The sequence below is a fragment of the Porphyrobacter sp. THAI-01a genome (assembly GCF_056868655.1).
Genome location: NZ_CP180579.1, coordinates 2,963,622 through 2,987,483 on the forward strand (window position 1 = coordinate 2,963,622; position 23,862 = coordinate 2,987,483).

21 protein-coding genes and 1 tRNA gene are annotated in these 23,862 nt (G+C 70.0%); 10 read left to right on the forward strand and 12 right to left on the reverse strand.

All coding sequences use genetic code 11. The features are described from left to right. Positions 1-17: 17 nt before the first annotated feature. Positions 18-2,303: a molybdopterin cofactor-binding domain-containing protein gene (locus ACMX37_RS14255; protein WP_483146562.1), complete on the reverse strand. Its 2,286-nt coding sequence runs from the start codon at positions 2,301-2,303 to the stop codon at positions 18-20. A 3-nt stretch (positions 2,304-2,306) separates the two neighbouring features. Then, the gene (locus ACMX37_RS14260) at positions 2,307-3,314 is read right to left on the reverse strand and encodes an Mrp/NBP35 family ATP-binding protein (RefSeq protein WP_483146563.1); all 1,008 of its coding nucleotides are present in this window, start codon (positions 3,312-3,314) and stop codon (positions 2,307-2,309) included. Between the two features lie 132 nt (positions 3,315-3,446). Between ACMX37_RS14260 and hflK the strand changes: the two genes are divergently transcribed. The 3 genes from hflK (at position 3,447) to ACMX37_RS14275 (ending at position 7,110) form a co-directional block, all read left to right on the forward strand. Next, positions 3,447-4,544, forward strand: a complete 1,098-nt coding sequence (gene hflK / locus ACMX37_RS14265) for a protease modulator HflK (protein ID WP_483146564.1) — start codon at positions 3,447-3,449, stop codon at positions 4,542-4,544. Between the two features lie 4 nt (positions 4,545-4,548). After that, positions 4,549-5,394, forward strand: a complete 846-nt coding sequence (gene hflC, locus ACMX37_RS14270) for a protease modulator HflC (protein WP_483146565.1) — start codon at positions 4,549-4,551, stop codon at positions 5,392-5,394. A 177-nt stretch (positions 5,395-5,571) separates the two neighbouring features. Further along, positions 5,572-7,110, forward strand: coding sequence for a Do family serine endopeptidase (locus ACMX37_RS14275; protein WP_483146566.1), 1,539 nt, complete (start codon positions 5,572-5,574; stop codon positions 7,108-7,110). 69 nt (positions 7,111-7,179) lie between these two features. Here ACMX37_RS14275 and ACMX37_RS14280 read toward each other — a convergent pair whose 3' ends face one another. From ACMX37_RS14280 to ACMX37_RS14295, 4 genes are all read right to left on the reverse strand, one after another. Next, the gene (locus ACMX37_RS14280; RefSeq protein WP_483146567.1) at positions 7,180-9,351 is read right to left on the reverse strand and encodes a transglycosylase domain-containing protein; all 2,172 of its coding nucleotides are present in this window, start codon (positions 9,349-9,351) and stop codon (positions 7,180-7,182) included. Positions 9,352-9,470: 119 nt separating this feature from the next. Beyond that, complete coding sequence (gene msrB, locus ACMX37_RS14285; RefSeq protein ID WP_483146568.1) at positions 9,471-9,878, reverse strand: peptide-methionine (R)-S-oxide reductase MsrB; 408 nt, start codon at positions 9,876-9,878, stop codon at positions 9,471-9,473. Positions 9,879-9,950: 72 nt separating this feature from the next. Continuing rightward, the gene (locus tag ACMX37_RS14290; RefSeq protein ID WP_483148417.1) at positions 9,951-10,619 is read right to left on the reverse strand and encodes a glutathione S-transferase family protein; all 669 of its coding nucleotides are present in this window, start codon (positions 10,617-10,619) and stop codon (positions 9,951-9,953) included. 78 nt (positions 10,620-10,697) lie between these two features. Continuing rightward, positions 10,698-11,087 (reverse strand): hypothetical protein, encoded by a 390-nt coding sequence (locus ACMX37_RS14295; protein ID WP_483146569.1) that lies wholly within the window; start codon positions 11,085-11,087, stop codon positions 10,698-10,700. 111 nt (positions 11,088-11,198) lie between these two features. Between ACMX37_RS14295 and ACMX37_RS14300 the strand changes: the two genes are divergently transcribed. Next, the gene (locus ACMX37_RS14300; protein WP_483146570.1) at positions 11,199-11,591 is read left to right on the forward strand and encodes a VOC family protein; all 393 of its coding nucleotides are present in this window, start codon (positions 11,199-11,201) and stop codon (positions 11,589-11,591) included. On the opposite strand, the gene metW is transcribed toward ACMX37_RS14300, so the two are convergent. Together metW and metX are read right to left on the reverse strand one after the other, a co-directional pair. After that, positions 11,592-12,194 carry a methionine biosynthesis protein MetW gene (metW, locus tag ACMX37_RS14305; RefSeq protein WP_483146571.1) on the reverse strand — a complete coding sequence of 201 codons (603 nt, stop codon included), beginning with the start codon at positions 12,192-12,194 and terminating at the stop codon, positions 11,592-11,594. Continuing rightward, complete coding sequence (gene metX, locus ACMX37_RS14310; RefSeq protein ID WP_483146572.1) at positions 12,191-13,291, reverse strand: homoserine O-acetyltransferase MetX; 1,101 nt, start codon at positions 13,289-13,291, stop codon at positions 12,191-12,193. The genes metW and metX overlap by 4 nt, the downstream gene beginning before the upstream one ends. A 150-nt stretch (positions 13,292-13,441) precedes the next feature. On the opposite strand from metX, the gene hisC reads away from it, so the two are divergent. Together hisC and ACMX37_RS14320 are read left to right on the forward strand one after the other, a co-directional pair. Beyond that, complete coding sequence (gene hisC / locus ACMX37_RS14315; RefSeq protein ID WP_483146573.1) at positions 13,442-14,548, forward strand: histidinol-phosphate transaminase; 1,107 nt, start codon at positions 13,442-13,444, stop codon at positions 14,546-14,548. Further along, entirely contained in the window at positions 14,545-15,453 is a 909-nt protein-coding gene (locus ACMX37_RS14320; protein WP_483146574.1) for a prephenate/arogenate dehydrogenase family protein, read from the forward strand. The genes hisC and ACMX37_RS14320 overlap by 4 nt, the downstream gene beginning before the upstream one ends. A 6-nt stretch (positions 15,454-15,459) precedes the next feature. Here ACMX37_RS14320 and ACMX37_RS14325 read toward each other — a convergent pair whose 3' ends face one another. Genes ACMX37_RS14325 through ftsE form a run of 4 tightly spaced genes read right to left on the reverse strand, consistent with a single transcriptional unit; the run spans position 15,460 to position 18,374 of the window. After that, positions 15,460-16,152 carry a lysophospholipid acyltransferase family protein gene (locus ACMX37_RS14325; protein WP_483146575.1) on the reverse strand — a complete coding sequence of 231 codons (693 nt, stop codon included), beginning with the start codon at positions 16,150-16,152 and terminating at the stop codon, positions 15,460-15,462. Beyond that, positions 16,149-16,679, reverse strand: a complete 531-nt coding sequence (locus ACMX37_RS14330) for a YdcF family protein (RefSeq protein WP_483146576.1) — start codon at positions 16,677-16,679, stop codon at positions 16,149-16,151. The genes ACMX37_RS14325 and ACMX37_RS14330 overlap by 4 nt, the downstream gene beginning before the upstream one ends. A 10-nt stretch (positions 16,680-16,689) precedes the next feature. Continuing rightward, a complete protein-coding gene (locus ACMX37_RS14335) occupies positions 16,690-17,637 on the reverse strand; it encodes a cell division protein FtsX (RefSeq protein ID WP_483146577.1) in 948 nt (315 codons plus the stop codon). After that, a complete protein-coding gene (gene ftsE, locus ACMX37_RS14340) occupies positions 17,634-18,374 on the reverse strand; it encodes a cell division ATP-binding protein FtsE (protein WP_483146578.1) in 741 nt (246 codons plus the stop codon). Before ftsE ends, ACMX37_RS14335 begins: the two co-directional genes overlap by 4 nt. Before the next feature lie 166 nt (positions 18,375-18,540). Between ftsE and ACMX37_RS14345 the strand changes: the two genes are divergently transcribed. The 4 genes from ACMX37_RS14345 to ACMX37_RS14360 all read left to right on the forward strand — a co-directional run bounded on the left by ACMX37_RS14345 (position 18,541) and on the right by ACMX37_RS14360 (position 23,862). Then, the gene (locus ACMX37_RS14345) at positions 18,541-19,575 is read left to right on the forward strand and encodes a zinc-ribbon domain-containing protein (protein ID WP_483146579.1); all 1,035 of its coding nucleotides are present in this window, start codon (positions 18,541-18,543) and stop codon (positions 19,573-19,575) included. 109 nt (positions 19,576-19,684) lie between these two features. After that, positions 19,685-19,771, forward strand: a tRNA-Leu gene (locus ACMX37_RS14350). A 164-nt stretch (positions 19,772-19,935) separates the two neighbouring features. Next, positions 19,936-21,588 carry a DUF885 family protein gene (locus ACMX37_RS14355; protein WP_483146580.1) on the forward strand — a complete coding sequence of 551 codons (1,653 nt, stop codon included), beginning with the start codon at positions 19,936-19,938 and terminating at the stop codon, positions 21,586-21,588. 90 nt (positions 21,589-21,678) lie between these two features. Then, a complete protein-coding gene (locus ACMX37_RS14360) occupies positions 21,679-23,862 on the forward strand; it encodes a putative bifunctional diguanylate cyclase/phosphodiesterase (protein WP_483146581.1) in 2,184 nt (727 codons plus the stop codon).

Consider the following 23,862-nt stretch of genomic DNA (forward strand, 5'->3'; position numbering starts at 1 on the left):
TGGCACAAATGTCGGGGTCATATGCCGTCCGAAAGTAGGGGCAGGCGCCGCAGCCGCAAGCCTGTAGCCGAAAACAGCGCATTGGCAATCGCGGGCGGCGCGACCACCGCGCCAAGCTCGCCCGGATCGGCGGGCGGGGCTTCGCTCTCGATGAATTCGATCCGCATCTCGGGGCAATCGGCAAGCGTGGGGAGGCCGAGCGCCGCATCGCTCGCCACCGTGGGAAGGCCCGCGCGCAGCTCCAGCGGGTTGCCGAGCGCGATGCCGATGCCGAACACCAGCCCGCCCTCGATCTGCTGTCTGGCGATGTCGTGATTGACGATCCGCCCGATGTCGGCCGCGGCCGAGAGGCGGATCACCCGCACCCCGCCCTCGCCCTGCCGGGCGGTGGCGACGCAGGCGATGCGGGCGGCCTCGGGCCCCTCGCCGATGCGGGCGCAGGCGAGGCCCTGCCCGCTCTGGTCGGCGCCCCCGTCCCACCCGGCGAGTTGCGCCGCGCGCTGGAGGCAGGCCGCGAGCCTGACGTCGGCGCCCAGCATCGACATCCGGAACGACAGCGGCTCGCGCCCGTGCTTGGCCGCGATCTCGTCGATGAAGCTCTCGATCGCGAAGATCGTCGGGCCGTGGGAATTGCCGCGCACCCGGCCGACGGGCAGGCCGATCTCGGCGGGGATGTGCTCCACCAGCAGCGCCGGGATCTGGTAGGGCGGCACCGCGCCCTCGCAGGCGAGCGGATCGGGCTCGCCCGCCGTCTCGCGCATGGCGGCGGCGGGGGTGAGGTTCTCGAACAGCCGCTTGCCGAACTCGCGGGCGCCCGGGGGCGTGGCGATCCGGATGCGCATCGCGTCGATCGCGCCGCCCTCGCCCTTCGTCCCGCCCTTGGCGACCTGCGCGCCGAGCAGCATCCAGTAGGGCGCGCGCGGGCGGGCGCGGATCAGCTCGTCGCGGCGCGGCCAGACGAGCTGCACCGGGCGTCCGAGCTCGCGCGCGATCAGGGCGATCTCGATCGCGTGGTCGTGCTCAAGCCGCGCGTCGAAGCTGCCGCCGGCGGCCACGGGGTAGAGCGCGACGTCCTCGGTCGCGATGCCGATCGCCCGGGCGGCGGCGATGCGCGCCTGTTCGGGCGCCTGGGTGGCGATCCACAGGTCGAGCCGCCCGTCGGCGAAGCGCGCGGTCGCGGTGGCGGTTTCGACCGGGGCAGCATAGGCCGGTTCGACCTCGTAGCGCCGCCCGATGTCGACCCGCTGCATCGCCTCGCGGCCATAGCCGGTCTCGGCAATGACATGGGCCTTGCCCGCGGTCAGCAGCGTGCCGAGTCGCGCGGCGATGTCGGGGCTGTTGACCGGGGCGGCGGTGGTGAAGCGCGGCTTCATCGCGGCGAGCGCGCTTTCCGCGCTCCACCAGGTGTCGGCGGCGACCGCCAGCCAGCGCTTGCTCTCGACGATCCCGGCAAGGCCACGAATCCCGGCGGCGGCGTCCCTGTCGAAGCCGGCGAGCTCGGAGCCGTCGACCGGGCCGTGGCGGATCGAGGCGAACACCATCCCCGGCAGGCGCACGTCACCCGCGAAGCGCCACGAGCCGTCGACCTTGGACGGCAGGTCGATGCGCGGGAAAGCGGGCGCGCCGTCGACATCGGCGGGGAGCGGCTTCTCGCGCGGAGGTTCGGGGCGCAGCGGCGGAGGATCGGGCGGCGTCCATTCCGCCGCCGCCTCGGCCAGTTCGCCGAAGCTCGCGCGCTGGCTGCCGTGGGTGACGAAACCGCCCTCGACCTCGCATTCCTCCCATGCGACGCCCCAGCGCGACGCGGCTTCCTGCGCCAGCATCGCGCGCGCGGCGGCGGCGGCTTCGCGGGCGGGCACCTCGTAGGCTTCGAGCGCGGTCCCCGCAGCGGTGGCGTTGAAGCGCCGCGACTGGGCGAAGCGCGTTGCGATGAGATCGTCGCTGCCTTCCGAAAGGCCGGCAAAGGCCGGGTCCCACAGCGCCATCCACTTCCTCGCCAGCGGGACATTGGCATAGGCGCCCGAGACCGGCGCGGGGTCGACCGCGACCTGCCGCCAGTCCGCGCCGAGTTCCTGGGCGACGATCTGCGGCAGCAGCGTGGTGATGCCCTGCCCCATCTCGAGCTGCGGGACGGCGACCGTCACCACCCCGTCGGTGGCGATCTTGAGCCAGGCGCCGAACACGTGCTCGCCGCTCGCCGCGACCAGCGGGCTCGCATAGCTGCGCGGCATCAGCCACCAGGCGACCACGAGGCCACCTCCGGCCGCCGCCCCCGCCAGCAGTCCGCGCCGCGTGATCGCCATGCCCTAGAGCTTCCCGGTATCCAGCCAGCGCGCCAGCTTTTCGGCGATGGCGCGGAACGGGGCGGCTTCCTCGCCCTCGCCAGCGGCAGGGGGAACGCCCTTGTCGCCCGCGATCCGGGTCGCCAGCGTCAGCGGCACCCGGCCGAGGAAGGGGATCTCGAGCGCGGCGGCGAATTTCTCCACGCCCCCGCTGCCGAAAGGATCGCTGATGTGCCCGCATTCGGGGCAGCAATAGCCCGCCATGTTCTCGACGAGGCCGATGATCGGCACCTCGCCCTGATCGAACAGCTGGCCTGCGCGCGCGGCATCGATCAGCGCGAGATCCTGCGGGGTCGAGACCAGCACCGCCCCGTCGGGCTTGTGGGCGGAGAGCATCGAGAGCTGCACATCGCCCGTTCCCGGCGGCAGGTCCACCAGCAGCAGATCGCTCTCGCCCCAGTCGGCATCGACCAGCTGCGAGAGCGCCTTGCCGGTCATCGGCCCGCGCCAGGCGAGCGCCTTGCCGGGCGCGACGATGTGGCCCATCGAGAGCACCTTGACGCCATAGGGGCTGTCGATCGCGACCAGCTGCTTGCCGTCGGGGGTGGCGGCGGGCTTCAGCCCTTCCGTCTTCAGCAGCTTGGGCTGCGAGGGGCCGTAGATGTCGCCATCGATCACGCCGACGCGGCGGCCCATCCGCGCCAGCGCGACCGCGAGATTGGTGGTGAGCGTCGACTTGCCGACCCCGCCCTTGCCCGAGCCCACCGCGATCAGCCGGCGGCGGCGGCGCTCTCCGGTGAGCGCGACGCGGACCTCGTCCACCTCGGGCAGGGCGCCGAGGGCAGAGGTGATCGCGCCTTCGAGATCGTTGCGCCCCGCGTCGGACAGGTCGCCGGCCTCGGCGACGATCACGGCGCGGCGCGCGACGATGCGGGCCGAGCGCAGGCGGTGGTTGATTTCGGGCGTGAGCGCCGCCCGGATCAGCGCCTCTTCGGCTTCCGGGTCACGGGGGGTATTGGCAGGGTTGTCCATTGCGCCACGCCTCTAACACCAAATTCACGCAGCGAACCCCTGTTTTTCGCCGGACCGCGTGCCTATAAACGGCCTATGCAGAGATTGGACGGCTGGAGAGAACGTCTTGGCACTGGCCTCAAGGGCCTGGCCATGGCTGGCAGGAACAACCCCTGGGGCGGCGGCGGCAACGACGACGAGCCGGGCGAGAGCGGTCCTTCGGGCGATGGCGGCGGCTCGGGCGGGGGCCCGCGCAATCCCTGGCTCCCCGGCGGGGGCGAGCCGGGCAAGCGGCGCTCGGCCAGCATCGAGGACATCTTCAAGAACCGCGGCCCCGAAGGCCCGCGCCGCGCGGGCGGCGGCGGCCCCGGCGGGCCGACCTTCCGCCTGCCCGAGAGGCCCGGCGGCAAGAGCTGGGTGCCCGTCATCATCGGCGGGGTCGCGCTGGTGTGGGCGGCGGTGACGAGCTTCCACTTCGTCCAGCCGGGCGAACAGGCGGTCGTCACCTGGCTCGGCGGCAAGTATTACGACACGCTCGATTCCGGCACCAACATCACCGCACCCTGGCCGATCCACATGGTCGAGAAGGAAAATGTGACGCAGGTCCGGCTGGAGGAGGTGCCCGGCACCAAGACCGAGAAGCTTATCCTGACCGGCGACCAGAACCTCGTCGACCTCTCTTACCTGATCCGCTGGAACATCTCGGACCTCACGCTCTACAAGTACCAGCTCAACGATCCGCGCAACGCCCTGCTGGAGATCGGCGAGGCGGCGATGCGCGCGGCGGTGGCCAAGCAGAACCTCGACACGGTGCTGACCGGCGAAGGCCGGGCGGAGATCGAGCAGGATGTCCGCGCGGCGATGCAGGCGCGGCTCGATGCCTATCGCTCGGGCATCCAGGTGCAGGGCATCGAGATCAACAAGGTCGACCCGCCGAGCCGCGTGGAGGAAGCCTTCAAGGACGTCTCCTCCGCCCAGCAGGATGCGGACGCGGCGATCAACCGTTCGCGCGCCGTGGCCCAGCAGGTGCTCGCCCGGGCGCAGGGCGACGCGCGCGAGTTCAACGACATCTACGAGGAATACAAGCTCGCGCCCGAAGTGACGCGGCGCCGCCTCTATTACGAGACCATGGAGCAGATCCTGTCCAAGACCGACAAGACGATCGTCGAATCCGGCAACGTGACCCCCTACCTGCCGCTGCCCGAACTCAAGCGGCGCGCGCAGCAGCAGCCGCAGACGCAGGGGGAGTGAGGCCATGAGCGACGTCTTCCGCAGCACCCGCAACATCGTCATCGCCCTCGTCGCGCTGGTGGTGGCGCTGCTCGCCAGCGTGGTGATCGTCCCGGAAACCCATCAGGCGGTGGTGATCCGCACCGGCCAGCCCGACCGGGTGTTCAACATCTTCCGCCCCGAGGTGCCCTATGGCTCGACCGGCGCGGGGATCAATTTCCGCATCCCCTTCGTCGAGGAGGTGCGGATGATCGACCGCCGGGTGCTCGATCTCGACATGGAGCGCACCCAGGTGCTCTCCAACGACCAGCAGCGCCTTCAGGTCGATGCCTATGCGCGCTACCGCATCATCGATCCCGTAAAGCTGGTCGAGAAGGCCGGGACCGAGCGCCAGCTCGAGGCGCAGCTGCTGCCGATCCTCACCTCGGTGCTGCGGCAGGAGCTGGGGCGGCGGCCGTTCTCGGCGCTGATCAACGCCGAGCGCGGGACGGCGATGGCCAACATCACCGCCACGCTCGACCAGCAGGCGCGCATCTACGGCGCGCAGGTGCTCGACGTGCGCATCAAGGCCGCCGACCTTCCCGAAGGCCGTCCGCTCGATGCCGCCTTCACGCGGATGGAGACCGACCGGCAGGAGGAAGCCGCAACGATCCGCGCCGCCGGGCAGCGCGATGCGCAGATCATCCAGGCCGAAGCCAGCGCCCAGGCCGCGAAGATCTACGCCGATGCCTACGGAAAAGACCCGAAGTTCTACGACTTCTACCGCGCGATGCAGAGCTACCGGCAGACCTTCCTCGCCGGCGAAGGGCAGAGCACGATGGTGCTGTCGGAGGACAGCGAGTATTTCCGCCAGTTCAAGGGCGGGAACTGACCATTCGACAAAGCGCCGACGAACGGCGTTGAAGGGCGCGGGTGTTCAATCCGCGTTCAGCCCCGGAAAGGGCATTTGCACAGCGGGTCGCCGGCCTTCGTGCCGGCCCCGTCAAAGGGTTTGAGGAACGGCGCGGGGGCCCTGCGCATTCCTCCAGAGGATAAGGACCAAGAGGACGTGAACAACGTGCGCTACGTATACGGACTGTCGAGCGCGCTGCTGGTGGGCGGCGCAGCCATCTCGCTGATCACCGGCTCGCCGCTCGGCGCGCAGGTGGCGCAGAACGACGATGCGGTGATGGACCGGGTCGTGCCGGTCGCGGGCGCTCCGGCGAGCTTTGCCGACCTCACCGCCCAGCTCCAGCCCGCGGTGGTCAACATCGCCACCCGCCAGCGGGTCGAGGTCGCCAACAATCCCTTCGCCGGCACGCCCTTCGCCGAGCTGTTCAACCGTCGCCAGGGCGGCGGCGGGGCCCAGCCGCAGACCCGCGAGGCGCAGTCGCTGGGTTCGGGCTTCATCATCTCGGCCGACGGGATCGTGGTCACCAACAATCACGTGATCAACCCGCCCGACACCCGCGCCAAGCTCGAGGCGATCACCATCACCCTGTCGGACGGCACCGAATACGAAGCCGATGTGATCGGCGCCGATGCCGCATCGGACCTCGCGGTGCTCAAGATCCGTTCGAACAAGACCTTCCCCTTCGTGCGCTTCGGGGATTCGAGCGCGGCGCGGGTGGGCGACTGGGTGGTGGCGATCGGCAACCCCTTCGGCCTCGGCGGGACGGTGACCAGCGGGATCATCTCGGCGGTCTACCGCAACACCGGCCAGGGCGGCGCCTATGACCGCTACCTCCAGACCGACGCGAGCATCAACCGCGGCAATTCCGGCGGCCCGCTGTTCGACATGCGCGGCAACGTGATCGGCATCAACAACGCGATCTTCTCGCCTTCGGGCGGGAGCGTGGGCATCGGCTTCGCCATCCCCGCCGAGATCGCCGCCCCGATCGTCGACCAGCTGCGTTCGGGCCAGGAGATCCAGCGCGGATACCTCGGCGTGCGGCTCCAGCCGATCGACGAGGACCTCGCCGCCTCGCTCGGCCTGCCCAAGCGCCGCGGCGAGCTGGTGCAGTCGGTCGAGGACACCAGCCCCGCGGGCCGTGCCGGGATCAGGGCGGGCGATATCGTCACCAAGATCAGCGGCAAGGAAGTGACCGCCGAACAGACCGTCTCCTTCCTCGTCGCCAATCTCCAGCCGGGCACGACCGTGCCGGTCGAGGTGCTGCGCGACGGCAAGCGGACGGCCATCAACGTCACCCTCGGCAAGCGCCCGAGCGAGCAGGAGCTGCAGGCGCAGAACCAGACCTTCGATCCCAATGCCGAGGAGCCGATGGCGCCCGGCACCTCGGACACGACCATCGAGCAGTCACTCGGGATGCAGGTCATGCCGATGAGCGCAGGCATCGCCCGCTCGCTCGGCGTGCCCGCGGAGACGAAGGGGGTGGTGGTCGCGGCGGTCGATCCCAATGCCGACGCCGCCCGCAAGGGCCTGCGCCGCGGCGACATCATCCTGTCGGCCAATTACCAGCCGGTCGCCTCGGTCGAGGCGCTGGTGGCGCAGGTCACCGCCGCCCGCACCGAGAAGCGCGAGGCGATCCTGCTGCGCATCCAGCGCGGGCCCAACCCGCCAGCCTTCATCGCCGTCCGCCTGCGCTGACACGCGCTGCAAGAGCCAACGAAAAGGGCGCCGGGATCCGATCCCGGCGCCCTTTTCGTATGACTCGGCCTATTGCTCGCCCGGTTTCAGCGCCGGCGGCTGCGGCGGCGGACGGCGCGGTGGCGGTCGCTGGTTCTGCGGCAGGGCGCCGCCGGTCGCCTCCTCGAGGAAGTCCTGGCTCGCGGCCGGCGGGGCGTTGGGGCCGCGCTCGCCCTCCACGCCGAAGGGCCCCGCACCCGGATCGCGGCGGCTCGGCTCGATCGCGTTGCCCTGCTCGTCGATGTAGTAGTAGTCCTCCGGCTCGCCGAACAGCGCCTCCTCGTCGGGTTCGAGCCATTCGGGCGGCTCGAGCGTGACGTCGAAGGGTTCGACCGGACGGTCCCGGACGGCATAGCGCATGTAGGCGGCGAAGGCCTGCGCCGGGGCGCGGCCGCCCTGGAGGCCGGGGACGGGCTTGGCATCGTCGCGGCCCATCCACACGCCGGTCGTGATGCCGCTGGAGAAGCCGATGAACCAGCCGTCCTTGTTCGACGAGGTGGTGCCGGTCTTGCCCGCCACCGGGCGGCCGATATCCGCGGCGCGCCCCGTCCCGGTCTGAACCGCGGCCTGGAGCAGATCGGTGATCCCGGCGACGACGTAATCGGGCACCGCCGGCGACTGGCGCTGGCTTTCGCGGCGATAGAGCACCTCGCCGCTCGCGCCGGTCACCTTGGTGATGCCGTAGGGCTCGACCGGCGCGCCCTTGGCGGCCACCCCGGCGAAGGCCTGGGTCATCTCGATCACCCGCATCTCCGAGGCGCCCAGCACCATCGAGGGATTGGTGTCGACCTTGGAATCGATCCCGAACCGCCGCGCCATCGAGGCGACCGTGCCGAACCCGACCTCGTTGCCGAGCTGCGCCGCGACGGTGTTGATCGAATAGGCGAAGGCGGTGCGAAGGTCGGTTTCGCCGACGTTCCGGCCATTCGAGTTGCGCGGGCTCCAGCCGTCGATCGTCACGGGGGTGTCGACCACCTTGTCCTCGGGCGTGTAGCCGGCCTCCAATGCGGCGAGATAGACGAACAGCTTCCACGCCGAACCGGGCTGGCGCAGCGCGGACGTGGCGCGGTTGTAGTTGCTGGCGACGTAGTCCGTGCCGCCCACCATCGCGAGGATCGCCCCGTCGCGGTCGAGGCTGACCAGCGCGCCCTGCGCGCCTTTCGGGGTGTTGGCCTCGATCGCGGCGGTCGCGGCGCGCTGCATCCCGATATCGAGCGTGGTCCACACCTCGATCGGCTCGTAGGTTTCCGGCAGGATGATATCGAGCTGCGGCAGCACCCAGTCGGTGAAATAGCGCACCGAGTTCTGCCCGGCCTGCTCCTTGAGTTGCACCGTGCTCACGTCGACATCGGCCTGGTCGGCGCTGATGAAGCCCTGCTCGCGCATCAGCCGCAGCACCACCTTGGCGCGGTCGACCGCGGCCTGCACGTCGGCAGTGGGCGAATACTGGCTCGGCGCCTTGACCAGCCCGGCGATGATCGCCGCCTCCTCGACGCTGAGCTCGTTCGCCGGGTGGCTGAAGAACTTGCGCGATGCGCTGTCGATCCCGTAGGCGCCGCCGCCGAAATAGACCTTGTTCAGGTAGAGCTCGAGGATCTCCTCCTTGGAGAACTTCCATTCGAGCGCCATCGCCAGCACCGCCTCGCGCGCCTTGCGGTCGGGGGTGCGGTTGTTGTTGAGGAACAGGTTGCGCGCCAGCTGCTGGGTGATGGTCGAGGTGCCGCCGATGCGCGCGCGCGAGCCGGTGATCCATTCCGCCACCGCCCCGGTCAGGCGGACGGGATCGACCCCGAAGTGCGAGCGGAAGCGCTTGTCCTCCACCGCCACCATGGCGTCGGTCATGCTGCGGGGGATCTCCTCGTATTCGAGCCATTCGCCGAAGCTCGGCCCGATCTCGACAATCTCGCGTCCGTCGCGCGCACGGATGATGATGGTCTGCCCGGGCTGGGTCGCCTGAAGCGTGGCGAAGCTCGGCAGCGACGAGGCGGCAAAGCCGACCGCGAAGGCGAGGAACACGAGGCCGAGGACCGCCACACCCGCACCCCACACGAACAGGCGGCGCAGCCACAACCGCCAGCCGGTGCGGGGCGGCTTGCTGCCGGGGCCGCGCGGAGCGGGGTCGGCCGCGCCGGATCGCTCCGCCGCCGCCCGGCGCTTGCCGCGCGCGCGCCTGTTCTGCAACTGCTCACCCCGTCTCGACATGGCCCGTGCCCGATTGATGCTCCCCTGAACCGGGGCGGAAATGCGGCCCCTTGCATAGGCAAGTTGTAACCGGGGGTGAACCCAGCGCTGCGCGGCTCTCCCCGGTTGCGGCGGCGGGCTCAGCTGCCGGCAGGGGTGAAGATCAGCGCGGCGGAATTGATGCAGTAGCGCAGGCCCCCCTGTTCGGGCGGGCCGTCGGGGAAGACATGGCCGAGATGCCCGCCGCACTTGCCGCAGCGCACCTCGGTGCGGATCATGCCGTAGGAGGTGTCGCGGTGCTCCTCGATCACCTCGTCATCGGCAGGCCGGGTGAAGGCGGGCCAGCCGCAGCCGGAATTGTATTTGGCCGTGCTGTAGAACAGCTGCGTCCCGCAGGCGGCGCAGTGATATTCGCCCTCGTCGTAGAACTTGTCGTATTCGCCGGTGAAGGCGCGCTCGGTGCCCGCCTCGCGCAGGATGTGATACTGCATCGGGGTGAGCTTTGCGCGCCACTCGGCGTCCGTGATGGTGCGGGGATCGTCGGTCATGGGAATACCTCTCTCGTTGGCGCCAATATTGGGCCGAGAGTGGCGTTTCGCAAGCGAGGTGGCGTTCGTTACTTACCCGTCCAGCAGCGCATAATGCGCAGGCGGCTTGATCGTGTCCATCCGCTCGGTCAGCAGCGGGCGGAAGCTCGGTCGGCTCTTGAACACGGCATACCAGCCGCGCGACTGTTCGTGCCCCGCCCAGTCGATCCCGCCGAGATAGTCCGCGACCGAGATCTGCGCCGCCGCCGCCAGATCGGCGAGGCTCATGGTCGAGCCCGCCACCCAGGGGCGGTTGTCGATCAGCCAGTCGAGATAGTCGAGATGCCCGTGCGCCATCTTCATCGCGTTGCGCAGCGCGCCGCTGTCGGGCGGCTGGCGCAGGATGCGCTTCTTCATGCGTTCGGAGAGCAGCGGCGCGGTGACATCGGCGTAGAAATTCTCGTCGAACAGCGCGACCAGCCGGCGGATCTCGGCGCGCTGGGTGGCGGTGCCGTTGATCATCGGATTGCGGTCCACCGTCTCCTCGAAATACTCCGCGATCGCGCGGCTGTCGGGGATGGTGATGTTCTTCTCCGCATTGACGATCACGGGCGTGCGCCCGGCAGGGTTGAGGTTGAAGAACAGGTCCGAGGCCGCCCAGGGGTCCTCGCGCACCAGATCGAAGGGAATGTTCTTCTCGCTCAGCAGCAGCCGGATCTTGCGGCTGAAGGGGCATAGCGGGAATTGGTAGAGGAGCCACATGGTGGCCCGTTCCATGCCTCGTTTGGCCCGGGGAATCCAGCGCCCCATCATGGGCGCGCGGGGGATATGTCGGCGGCGCTACAGCCCCGCGGCCGACTTCATCAGCTCGCAGGCCGGCATCATCTGCGCGATCCGCTCGGCGCCTTCCGGGGTGTTGTTCCGTTCGACCCCCTGCGCGGTGATCGCGACGATGTTCTCGCGGGTCAGGCCGGTGTCCATCAGCTGCGCCATGACGCGGACGAAGAACTCGCGCCCGCCCCGGGCATTGACGTCGGGATAGGCCGCACCGCGCGGATCGCCGGTCTTCTGCCACTGGCCGATGGTGGCATAGGCGAGCGCGCAACGCGCGGCGGCGGCCTGCTCGATCGGCAGTTCCTCAATCACAATGACGTCGGCCTCGGGGGCCGGAGCCGGCCGGGCCGGGGTTTCCTGAAGCGCGAGCGCGGCGGCGAGGAGGGGCGTGAGCATGGCTCTCCCTATGCCCCCTCACCTGAACCAAAGGCTACCGGAAATCCGCATTGCGGGCGGGAAGCTTCCGTCCTAATCCGCAACCTGTCCTATGAGAGGAGACACCAATCCATGTTCAGTCACATCATGGTCGGCACCAGCGATTTCGACCGCGCCAAGGCCTTCTACGACAGCGTGCTCGGCGTGCTCGGCGCCGGCCCGGGGATGATCAACGTCGCCGCCACCGGCCACAAGCGCGCCTTCTGGATGCACAACGGGGGCATGTTCTCGATCAGCGAGCCGATCAACGACCAGCCCGCGACCTGCTCGAACGGGTCGACCATCGGCTTCGCCTGCAACAGCCTCGAACAGGTGCAGGCCTTCCACGATGCCGCCGTGGCTGCGGGCGGCAAGTCGATCGAGGACCCGCCGGGACCGCGCGTGGGGTCGATGGGCACGCTCAATCTCGGCTATGTGCTCGACCTCGACGGCCACAAGCTCTGCGCCCTGCACCGGGCGGGCTGATCAGCGACTCAATTCGAAGACAGCAAACTCGGCGCGCCAGTTAGCCGCTGGCGCGCCGATCTGTTTCTCGTTCGCGAAGAACCACGCGCGCTCGACCTTGGCGCCCTTCAGCTTTGCAAGGTCGCGGAAGTCCTCAACCGTGACGTGGTGGATGTTCTCGGTCTCGTACCAGCTGACCGGCAGCGCGCGCGTGACCGGCATCCGCCCCCCGAACAGCAGCGCCGCACGGGTGCGCCAGTGGGCGAAGTTGGGGAACGACACGAAGGCGCGCCGACCGACGCGCAGGAGCTCGTCGAGCATCAGGTCGGGCCGCGTCGCGGTCTGCAGCGTCTGGCTGAGGATCGCGTAGTCGAACGCCTTGTCGGGGTAGTTGGCGAGGTCGAGATTGGCATCGCCCTGCACCACGGAAAGCCCCCGCGCGACGCAACGTTCGACCAGCGCGCCGTCGAGCTCCATGCCCCGCGCATCGCAGCCGCTCGTCGCCTCCAGCTCCGCCATCAGCGCGCCGTCCCCGCAGCCGATGTCGAGCACCCGGCTTCCGGGCGCGACATGGGCGGCAATGGCGGCAAGGTCGGGGCGTAGCGGGGAATTGGGGGGGGTCATTCGACAAACCCCTTGACCACCCGGTCGAGCTGGTCGTGCTCGAGGAGGAACGAGTCATGCCCGTGGGGCGCGGAGAGTTCCACGAAGCTGACCTTCGCCCCCGCCGCGTTCAGCGCGTGAACCACGTGGCGGCTTTCGGCGGTAGGGTAGAGCCAGTCGGTATCGAAGCTGACGATGCAGAAGCGCGCCTGCGTCCCCGCAAACGCATCGGCCAGTTTCCCGCCGTGCTCCTCGGCGATATCGAAGTAATCCATCGCGCGGGTGATGTAGAGGTAGCTGTTCGCATCGAACCGGCGGGTGAAGCCGCTGCCCTGATACCGGAGGTAGCTTTCCACCTGGAACTCGGCGTCGAAGCCGAAGCCCTTGGCCTCGCGGTCCTGCAACCGGCGCCCGAACTTCTCGGTGAGGCCCGCCTCGGAGAGGTAGGTGATGTGCGCCGCCATCCGCGCCACGGCGAGGCCGTTGTCGGGCTTGGCGTCGCCCGCGTAATAGTCGCCCCCGTTCCATGCCGGGTCGGCCATGATCGCCTGCCGCCCGACCTCGTGGAAGGCGATGTTCTGCGCCGAGTGCCGCGCGGTGGACGCGATCACCAGCACCCGCGCCGCGCGCTCGGGCCAGTTCGCGGCAAGGCTCAGCGCCTGCATCCCGCCCATCGACCCACCGACCACCGCGTGCAGGCGCGCGATCCCGAGGCCGTCGAGCAGGGCCACCAGTCCCCGCACCATGTCGCGGATGGTGATGACGGGGAAGCGCATCGCGTAAGGCTGGCCATCAGGCGCGAGGCTGGCGGGGCCGCTCGATCCCATGCAGCTGCCGATGACGTTGGCGCAGATCACGAAATGGCGGTCCGTGTCGATCGGCTTGCCCGGGCCGACCATCCTTTCCCACCAGCCGGGCTTGCCGGTGATGGGGTGCGGGCTGGCGAGATACTGGTCGCCGGTCAGCGCATGGCACACCAGCACCGCGTTCGAGGCGTCGGCTGCGAGCGTCCCGTAGGTCTCGTAGGCGATGTCGCAGCCGTCCAGCACCTGCCCGCTGTCGAGCGGCAGGGGGTGGGGGACGCGGTAGACCGGGGAGACGGGCGGGGCGGCGTTCATGCGAAAGCTGCGAAAGCGGAAAAACGGCCCTTCGACAAGCTCGGGGCGAACGGCTAACGAAACTTTTCGCAAATTCCGCTCGTGCTGAGCTTGTCGGAAGCGAAGCTGGGCTTGCCCAACCACTGCCTTTTCTTCAAGCGGCGCATCACGATGACTATCGCAAGACCCGAACCCAAGCCCTGGATCCTCGGGATCCACGCCTACCAGCCCGGCAAGTCGCAATCGGCTTCCGGCAAGCCGCTGGTGAAGCTGTCGGCCAACGAGAACCCGCTGGGCACCAGCCCTGCGGCGCTCGCTGCGCTGGCCGCCGCGCGCGGGGAGGCGGCGACCTATCCCGATCCGGATTCGCGCAGGCTGCGCGAAGCGATTGCCGCGCTCCACGGGCTCGATCCGGCGCGGGTGGTGTGCGGCACCGGCTCGGACGAGCTGCTCAACCTTGCCGCACAGGGCTTTGCCGGGCCGGGGGACGAGGTGCTGTTCAGCCGCTTCTCCTTTGCGGTCTACGATATCGCCGCCCGGCGCTGCGGGGCGACGCCGGTCGAGGCACCGGACCGCGATCTCGCGACCGATGTCGATGCGCTGCTCGCCGCGGTGACGCCCGCCACGCGGGTGGTGTTCCTCGCCAATCCGAACAATCCCACCGGCACCTTCCTCCCCCCTGCCGAGGTCGCGCGGCTCCACGCCGGCCTGCCCGCCGACGTGCTGCTGGTCGTCGACGAGGCCTATGGCGAATATGTCGATCCGGCGCTGCAATCGGCGGCGATGGAGCTCGCCGCCAGGGCCGACAACGTGCTGGTGACGCGCACCTTCTCCAAGATCTACGGCCTTGCCGCCGAACGGATCGGCTGGGGCACCGGCGCGCCGGGGCTGGTCGACGTGCTGAACCGCATCCGCGGGCCGTTCAACGTCACCGCGTCGGGACAGATGGCGGCGCTGGCGGCACTCGGCGACCAGGGCTTCGTCGCCGCGTCGCGCGAACACAATACCCGCGAGCGTGCGCGGCTGGCCGAGGCGGTGGCGGCGCTGGGCAACCACGGCCTGTCGGTGACGCCGAGCGAGGCGAACTTCCTGCTCGTCCACTTCGCGGGCGCGGTGAGCGCCGCGCGGGCGCTCGAGGCGCTGGCGGACGCCGGCTATGCCGTGCGCCACCTGCCCTCGCAGGGCCTGCCCGACGCGCTGCGCATCACCATCGGCAAGACCGACGACATGACCCGCGTCATCGCGACGCTTCGCGCGCTGTGCGGGGAAGCGGCATGACCATTGCGCGGGTCGCCATCATCGGCCTTGGCCTGCTAGGCGGCTCGATCGGGCTGGCGGCGAAGGCGCGCAGCCCGCACATCCATACCACCGGATGGGACCGCGACGCCGCGGTGCGCGCAAGGGCCGCCGAGCGCGAGCTGGTGGGCACGGTCTGCGAGACGGCGGAAGCCGCCGTCACCGATGCCGACCTCGTGATCCTCTGCGTCCCCGTCGGCGCGATGGGCGATGCCGCGCGGGCGATCGCGCCGGGCCTTGCCCCCCACGCGATCGTCAGCGACGTCGGCTCGTCCAAGGCGGCGGTGGCGAGCGCGCTGGCCGAGGCGCTGCCGGGCGCCTGCGTGATCCCCGCCCACCCTGTCGCCGGGACCGAGCAGAGCGGGCCGGACGCGGGCTTCGCCACGCTGTTCGCGGGGCGCTGGTGCATCCTCACCCCGCCCGAAGGCGCAGACCAAGAGGCGGTCGCGGCGCTGTCGGACTTCTGGACCGGCCTCGGCTCCAAGGTCGAGATCATGGACGCGGCGCACCACGACCTCGTGCTCGCCGTGACCAGCCATATCCCGCACCTCATCGCCTACACCATCGTCGGCACCGCGAGCGACCTCGAGGAGGTGACCCAGAGCGAGGTCATCAAGTATTCCGCCGGGGGCTTCCGCGACTTCACCCGCATCGCCGCCTCCGATCCGGTGATGTGGCGCGACGTGTTCCTCAGCAACAAGGGCGCCGTGCTCGAAATGCTCGGACGCTTCGTCGAGGACCTCACCGCGATGCAGCGCGCGATCCGGTCGGCCGACGGCGAGGCGCTGTTCGACCTCTTCACCCGCACCCGCGCGATCCGCCGCGCGGTGATCGAGCAGGGGCAGGACGATCGCCGCCCCGATTTCGGCCGCGAACACGGGGAATGACGGCAGTTACCCGTTCAATGCATTGATCGCCTTGTGCACCCGTGCCTCGACCTCCTCGCGCGGGAGGCCCGCGGGGATGGTCTCGCCGACCTTGTAGGTGATCCGCCCCGGGCGCTTCACCAGGTGGTGATACAGCCGACCGCTGTCGACCGCGATCGGCACCACCGGCAGCCTGAGCAGCTTGTAGAGCCCGGCAAACCCCGCCTGGAGCGGCGGACGGGTGCCAACGGGGACGCGGGTGCCTTCGGGAAAGATCACCAAGGGGCGGCCCTGTTCCACCCGCTCCTTCGCCGTCGCAAGCATCTGCCTGAGGGTCTTGGCGCCTTCCTCGCGCGCCACCGGAATGAGGCCGTAGACCAGCGCCGAATAGCCCCAGCCCGGGATGCGGAACAGCTCCTGCTTGGCGAAGACGGCGGGGAATGCGAACAGGCGCGGGGTGTCGATCGCCTCGAAGAACGCCTCGTGCTTGACCGCGATCAGCACCGGACCTTCGGGCAGGGTCCCGTCGAGCACCACCTTGATGCCGAGCACCTTCTCGACGCACCACAGGTGCCAGCGCCCCCACCGCCCGACGATGCCGCGCAGCCAGCCGGGCCTTGCCGTCACCGCCACCACCGAGGCGCTCACCAGCAGCACGCTGCCGCCATAGAACAGCACGTAGAAGGCGAGCGAGCGCAGCGCGGCGATCAGCCAGCTCAAAGGTCGGCCAGACCCGCCGCGCGGCTCGCGATCAGCTTGTGATATTCGAGGAACAGCGTGCCGAGATCGGGCTGCGAGGGCACAGCGTCGCGCACCACCGTGACATGCTCGGGCAGCGTCCGGTCAAGCTCGCCCGCGGCGCGGCGCATGTGCCAGTCGGTCGTGACCAGCCTGAGGGAGCGCACCTCGTTCTGCGCCACCCACTTGGCGGTTTCGGCGGCGTTGGAGCGGGTGTCGACCGCCGCGAAACCGAGCGTCACGCAGCAGGCCATCTGCCGCGGCGAGACGCCGAACTGGGCGGCGAATTCCTGCGGGCGCACCTCGGGATCGACCCCGCTGACCAGCATCTTGCCGGCCAGCCCCTGATCGAGCACCGCGAGGCCGCGCGCGATCCGCCCGGGGCCGCCGGTGGGCACGATAACCGCATCGGTGGTCACGCCGTCCGACGGCTTGGGCAGAGCCACCACGAACCACAGGAAGCCGATCGCCCAGGCGAGAAACAACAGGGAAAGGGCACGCCGGATCATCGTCACGCGCCTAAAGCATGTCCTTGAGGGCGAGCGCAATGGTGATCCGGGCCGTCACCAGTGCGAGCAGCACGCCCGCGAGCGGGATCGCGGCGATCGCCAGCCAGTCGGCCAGCATCAGTCCGCCGCCGCTCACCATGCCGCTGCCGAGCGCGGCGAACTGCCGCCCGAGCAGCCATACCGCCGCCACCCCCAGCCCCGTGCCGAGTAGCGCGCCCGCGGCCGCCTCGCGCAGCACGTCGCGCAGGAACACCGCGCTGATCTGGCTCTGGCTCGCGCCCAGCAGGTGCATGATCTCGACCGTGTCGCGCGCGGCGGCGAAGGCATTGCGCGCTGCCAGCCACACCGCCGCCGCCGTCGCCAGCGCGACCAGCGCGATGAGCGCGAGGGCGAGCCACTGCAGCGCGGCCAGCGCATCGTTCACCGGGCGCAGGAAATCGCCCTGGGCATCGACCCGCGCACCCGGCACCTGCGCGGCCAGCGCCGCCTCGATCCGGGCGATCTCGGCCGGGCCCGCCTTGCCGGCGAGTTCCACGTCGATCAGCGCCGGGATCGGCACGTCGCCCTCGCCGGCAACCGGACCGAGCCAGGGTTCGAGCATCGCGACCAGCTCCGCCTCGGGCACCAACCGCACCGCGCTCACGCCCTCGATGCCGGTCAGCACCGCGACCGCCGCCTGCCCCCGCGCGGGGCGCAGATCGGGGTTGGGCTCGATCACCTGGACGCTCACCGCGCTCGACAGGCCCGCGCTCGCGGCGGTGGCGAGGTTGCGCAGGGCGAGCCCGCCTGCGGCGGCGATCACCACCAGCGCGATCAGGATCGCGATCACCCAGGGGATCGGCCCCGTGAGGCGGGTCGGGGGCAGCAGCCGAGCCGCCGCGCGCCCGCTCGGACGCACGGGGGGCGCATCCTCGGCCGGATCCTCTGGCGCGCCGGTCAGGGGCGGCAGCGTGCTCATGCCGCGCTGCCTCCCGTAGGCCCGGACGGGCGGGGCGGATAGCGCAGCGCGCCGGTCGGGTCGGACAACTGCCCCTTGTGCAGCCGCATGATCAGCGAATCCGGGACCTTCTTCAGGAGGTGCACGTCGTGGGTCGCGACCACCACGGTGGTGCCCACGCGGTTGTTCAAGGCCTCGAACAGCCGCAGCAGCTTCAGCGCCATGTCGGGATCGACGTTGCCGGTCGGCTCGTCGGCGATCAGCATCTTCGGGCGGGCGATCACCGCGCGGGCGATCGCGACGCGCTGCTGCTCGCCGCCCGACATGGTCGGCGGCACGGCGTGGGCGCGGTGGGCAAGGCCCACCCAATCGAGCATGTCGCCCACCGCCTTCACCACCTTCTTCTCGTCGGTCCCCGCAAGGCGCAGCGGCAGGGCGACATTGTCGAAGGCGGTGAGGTAGGGCACCAGCCGGAAGTTCTGGAACACCACCCCGAGGCGCCGGCGCAGTTCCGGCAGGCGGCTCTGCGGCATGGTGACGAGATCCTGCCCGAACATCCGGATCGCCCCGCGCGAGGGCCGCTGGGCAAGGTAGAGCATCTTGAGCAGGCTGGTCTTGCCCGCGCCGCTCGCGCCGGTGAGGAAGTAGAAGCTGCCGGGATAGAGCGTGAAGCTGAGATTGCTCAGCACCTCGGGCTCGGTGCCGTAGCGCAGCCCGACATTGTCGAATTTCACGTGGCCGTCGAGGGTCTCGCTCATGCCGCGCACCTATCAGGGGGGCGCGCGGCGGGAAAGCCGGTGATCGCCGGGAGCGGTCCGGAATGCCCGATTTACGCCCCGCAATGTGGAAAACAGAGGGTAAATCGGGGGCCCGGGGGTGCTTCCTCTTGTTTGCGCAGGCCTGTGGACTATCACCGGGTGTGACATGATCATCGCCTGCCCAGCCTGCGGCACCCGCTACGCGGTGCCCGATGCTGCCATCGGCAGCGAGGGGCGCACCGTGCGCTGCGCCAAGTGCAAGCACAGCTGGTTCCAGGAGCCGATCGAGACCGGGGCCGCGCCTGCGCCAGACCCGCAGCCCGCCCCTGCACCCGCACCCCGGCCGGAACCCGACCAGCCCCGACCCGACCCTCAACCCGCTGCGGCCGCGCCCCGGCCTGCGCCGGTTGCCCCGCCGCCTCCGCCCCCGTCTCCGCCCTCGCCCACTCCGGTGCCCGAGGCGGACAGCGGCGGTCCCTCGGTGAGCCACTGGCGCACCCCGGCGGACCCGGTCGAGCCGAGCTACACCCCCGAAAGCGCATCGCTGGCCGTGCGGGCGCTGCGGCAGGGCCGCGCCGCCGCCGCCCAGGAGGAGCCTGCACCGGCCCCTCCGCCGCCGCCGCCGGTCTTTGCGGAAACACCCTCCTTCCCCGATGCGGCCACCCCCGGAGAGAACATACCCGACCCGCCCTTCGACGATGACGAGGGCTATGCCGAGGACGCGGACGGTGGCGAGGGCTCGCAGTTCGATTACCGCGCGCCCTTCACCCGGCCGCGCAACACGCTCAGGATGTGGACGCTCGCCGCGGCCCTGTTCGCCGCGCTGGCGACCGGCACGGCGGTCGCGGTCAACTATTACGGCCTGCCGGACTGGCTGCCGCTCCAGCGGCCGACCTTCGGCGTCGGGCGTCCGGGGCTCGAGCTCGACTTTCCCAAGGCCGACCAGCGCCGCGAACCGCTCGAGAGCGGCGAGGTGATCTTCCGCGTGCGCGGCACCATCACCAACACCGCGAGCGAGAGCCTCGATGTGCCCAACGTGCTGGTGGTGTTCAGCGACCGGCGCGAGCGCAATATCGGCGACTGGGTGGTGGTCCCCTCCAAGCGCCGCCTCGCCCCGGGCGAGACCGTGACCGTGACCGAGGCGATCGCCAACATCCCGCCCGGCGCGGCTGGCGCGGCGCTCGGCTGGGCGCCGCGCTAGGGCGCGCGAGAAAGTCTTCGTCAAAGAGCTTGCGCGGCTGCAAACCCCTTGCTAGGGGCGCGCTCCTACCGCGGGGCCAGCGCTTTGGCTGCCCCGGCAAACCCCGAGTGCGGTCGTGGCGGAACTGGTAGACGCGCAACGTTGAGGTCGTTGTGGGCGAAAGCCCGTGGAAGTTCGAGTCTTCTCGACCGCACCATTTCAATCCCGATGGAATCCATCCTCCCGGGCACGGCCCGCGGGCCGTGGCGGGCGCGATGCCGCGCGCTTCGGCACCCTCTTGGATAAGCGCATAATCTGCTCCATCATCGCGGGACGAGGCCTGCGGTTTTTGCGGCGCGAGCGGTTTGCGGGGGAGGGGTTATGCGGTGGTTCCTGGCGTTCCTGGGCTTCGCCCTGTTCTGGGCGGGCGGCCTCCGCGCCGGGGAGACGGATGCCGGATACGACGCCCTGCTGGCGCTGCACGAGGAACTTCGCGACTACATGCTGCCCGGTTTCACCGCCGGCGTGGTGATGGATTCCGGCGCACGCGTGGGCGAGGTCTATGCCGATGACCTGATGGCGCGCAAGCTGGCCGGGCTCGCCGCCTTCGAGACGCGCCTCGCCGCCCTGCCGGTGAAAAGCTGGTCGCGCGCAGGGCAGGTCGATTACCTCGCCGTCAAGTCGATCCTCAACGGCTACCGCTTCAACCTCGAGGTGCTGCGCCCGTGGAAGCGCGACCCGGGCTTCTACCTCGATCCGCTGATGGGGGTCGCCTTCAGCGAGGTGACGGGAAGCGAGGCCGACATTGCCAAGCTGCGCGCGCGGCTTGCGATGGTGGCGCCGATGCTCGCCTCGGGCCGGCAGAACCTCACCGAGGTGGCGGGCGATTTCGCCGACCTGGCGATCCACAATCTCGAGAACAGCGACGGGGTGAACCACTACCACCCCTATCGCGCGGTGCCCCCGGCGGGGATCATCGGCTGGTACGACGATCTGCTGGCGCGCAGCCGCGCCTCGCGGCCCGATCTTGTCGCCGATGTCGAAGCCGCGCGGGCGGCGGTGATCGCGTTCCGCGACTGGCTGCGGGCCGAGCGGCCGCGCATGACCGCGCCCGGCGGGGTCGGGGCGGAGCGATACGACTGGTATATCCGCCACGTCCGCATGATCCCGCTGACCGCCGCCGAGATGCTCACCCTTGCCGAACGCGAGCACGAACGGATGACCGCCGCGCTCGCCCTGCTGCGCCACCGCAACCGCGACCTGCCGCAGCTCACCCTGTCCCGCAGCGCCGCCGAGCAGGCCGACAAGATCAGGGCGACCGACGCCGCCGTGCGCCGCTTCCTCACCGAGGAGGATATCGTCACCATCCCCGACTATGTCGGCGAGCTCGGCACCAACACCCCCTATATCGAGCGCCCCGGCGGCCCCAATTTCTGGGAGCAGATCCAGTTCCGCGATCCGATCCCCGATCACCTCCACGCGGTGATACCGGGCCACCGCTTCGATGCCGTGCTGGCGGCGCGCGACAGGCGCCCGATCCGCGGCCCCTACAGCGACGGCGGGCGGGCCGAGGGCTGGGCGACCTATCTCGAGGAGGCGATGATGCTGGCGGGCGGCACCCGCCACACCCCGCGCGCCGACGAGTTCATGCAGCTCTTCGGCATCTTCCGCGCCGCCCGCGTGCCGGCCGACATCGCCATGCAGCACAACCGCATGACCGTGCCCGAGGCGGTCGCGGCGATGCGCGCGCGCACCCCCTGGCTCGACGAGGACGTGGCGCGGGTCGATGCCGAGATCTACCTGCGCCGCCCGCCGGGCTACGGGGTCGCCTATACCATCGGCAAGCTCCAGATGGACGCCCTGCTTGCCGATCGCGCCGCGCAGCTCGGCGACGCCTTCAGCCTGCGGGAGTTCCACGATGCCTTCCTTGCTGCGGGCCGGCTGCCGATCGCCCTGACCCGATACGAGATGACCGGATATGGCGAGGAAGTGGCGCTGTTCTGGACGACGCCGCCGATCCCGCCCGCGCGATGATGCGGCGCGCGAGGAGCCACGGAGAATTTGCGGCAATACGCGCCGGTCAGGGCACGTTTTCTTAAGGGCTTCGAAGGCACAGCCGCGGGCGTGACCGACCCGCTGCGCCTCGATACCATCCGCAATCTCGGACTCGAGGCAATCCCGGACCGGGATCTGTTCTCGCGCATCACCCTGCTTGCCAGCACCATGCTCGGCTGCCCGATCGCCCTGCTCTCGGTGGTGGAACAGGAGCGCCAATGGTTCCTCGGGCGCACCGGCACCGACCTCATTGAAACCCCGATCGGCGATTCGTTCTGCGCGGTCTGCATCCAGAGCGAGCAGCCGATGCTGATCGCCGATGCGCGCACCGATCCGCGCCTCGTCGACAATGCGCTGGTGACCGGGGCCCCCTTCATCCGCTCGTATCTCGGCGTGCCGATTCGCTCGGACGAGGGGGTTCTGCTGGGCGCCTTGTGCTGCATCTCGCCCGAACCCGACGCTTTCCGCCCGGAGCAGATCGCGCCGCTGGCGATGCTGGCGGAACTCGCCGAACAGTCGATCGCGCTCCACGCCCGCACCCGCGCGCTCAGCACCGCCAATGCCGCCCTGCGCCAGACCAGCCAGATCTTCCGCCAGGCCGAACGCGCCGTGAATGTCGGGAGCTGGTGGGTCGATCTCGCCACCCGGCGGCTGCACTGGTCGGACCAGGTCTATGCCATCACCGGGCTGGAGCCGGGCCATTCGATCAACGTGCGCGACGTCGTGCAGCTCTATCAGCCGGAAGACCGGGCGATGGTCAGCAAGGCGATGGACGACACGATCGAGGGCGGCAAGCCGTTCATGTTCGAAACCACCATCACCCGCCGCGACCGGCAACAGCGCCGCATCCGCGTGGTGGGCGAGCGCATCGATGTCGACGGACAGCCCGATTGCGTCGCCGGGATCATCCTCGACTGCACCGAGGAGCACCTGCGCAACGTCGCCCTCAAGCGCGCGGCCGAGCGCGACCGGCTGACCGGGCTCTACAACCGCGCGACCTTCGACCGGCGGCTGGCGGCGGCGATGCAGCGGGTCGAGAGCGAGCCTGTCGCCATCGCCCTGCTAGATCTCGACGGGTTCAAGGACGTCAACGACACGCTCGGCCACCTCGTCGGCGACCGGGTCCTCGAAGCGATCTCCGCACAGTTGCAGATGCGCACAGCCGCAGGCGTGTTCCTGGCGCGCTGGGGCGGGGACGAATTCGCGATGCTCTTCCCCCCGGCCATGGCACTGGCGGAGGTCACCGGCTTTCTCGACGAACTGCTCGCGGAACTCGGGGAGATGCCGCCGCTCGGCAACAGCCAGATCCGGATCGGCGCGACCTGCGGGGTGGCGCGGATGGACAGCGCCGCGAGCAGCGAGGAGATCATGCGCCGCGCCGACCTTGCGCTCTATCGCGGCAAGGAGGAGGGGCGCGGGTCGGTGGTGTGCTGGGACGAGCAGATCGAGGCCCGCCAGTCCGAGCGCCAGCAGGCAATCACGCGGCTGCGCAGCGCGCTCAATTCGGGCCGCGCGATGGCCGCCTATCAGCCGATCGTCGAACTGGCGAGCGGCAGCATCGTCTCGGTCGAGGCGCTGCTGCGGCTGCGCGACGCCGAGGGCACGCTGCTCGCGGCGAGCGATGTCTTCTCCGCGCTGCTCGATCCCGAGCTCTCCCGCCGGGTCAGCCGGGTGATGCTCGACCAGATCGTCGCCGACGGGCCGGCGATCCTCGCATTGTTCGGTCCCGAGACGCGGATCGGCATCAACCTGTCGGACGCCGACCTCCGGCATGGCGATTTCGTGCGCCACCTCATCGAGGTGATCGACGACAGCCCGCTGGGGCCGCACAACATCACCATCGAAGTGACCGAGACCATGCTGCTCGATGCGAGCGGGCACCTGCGCACCTCGCTGGCGATGCTCGACGAGTGCGGCTTCACCATCTGCCTCGACGATTTCGGCACGGGCTTTTCCTCGCTCACGCACCTGCGCCAGTTCCCGATCCACAAGGTCAAGATCGACCGCGATTTCATCGCCGCGATCCGCGAGGATCACCAATCGCGCCTCATCATCCAGGCGATCGTGCAGATGGGCCACTCGCTGGGCCTGCGCGTCGTGGTCGAAGGGGTGGAGACCGAGGAGCAGGAGACCTTCCTGCGCGCCATCGGCTGCCGCCATGTGCAGGGCTATCGCTATGGCCGCCCGGCGCTGCTGGATGACCTGCAGGACCGTTTCGCGGTCCCTGATGTGGTCGCCCGGCGCAGCGCCTAG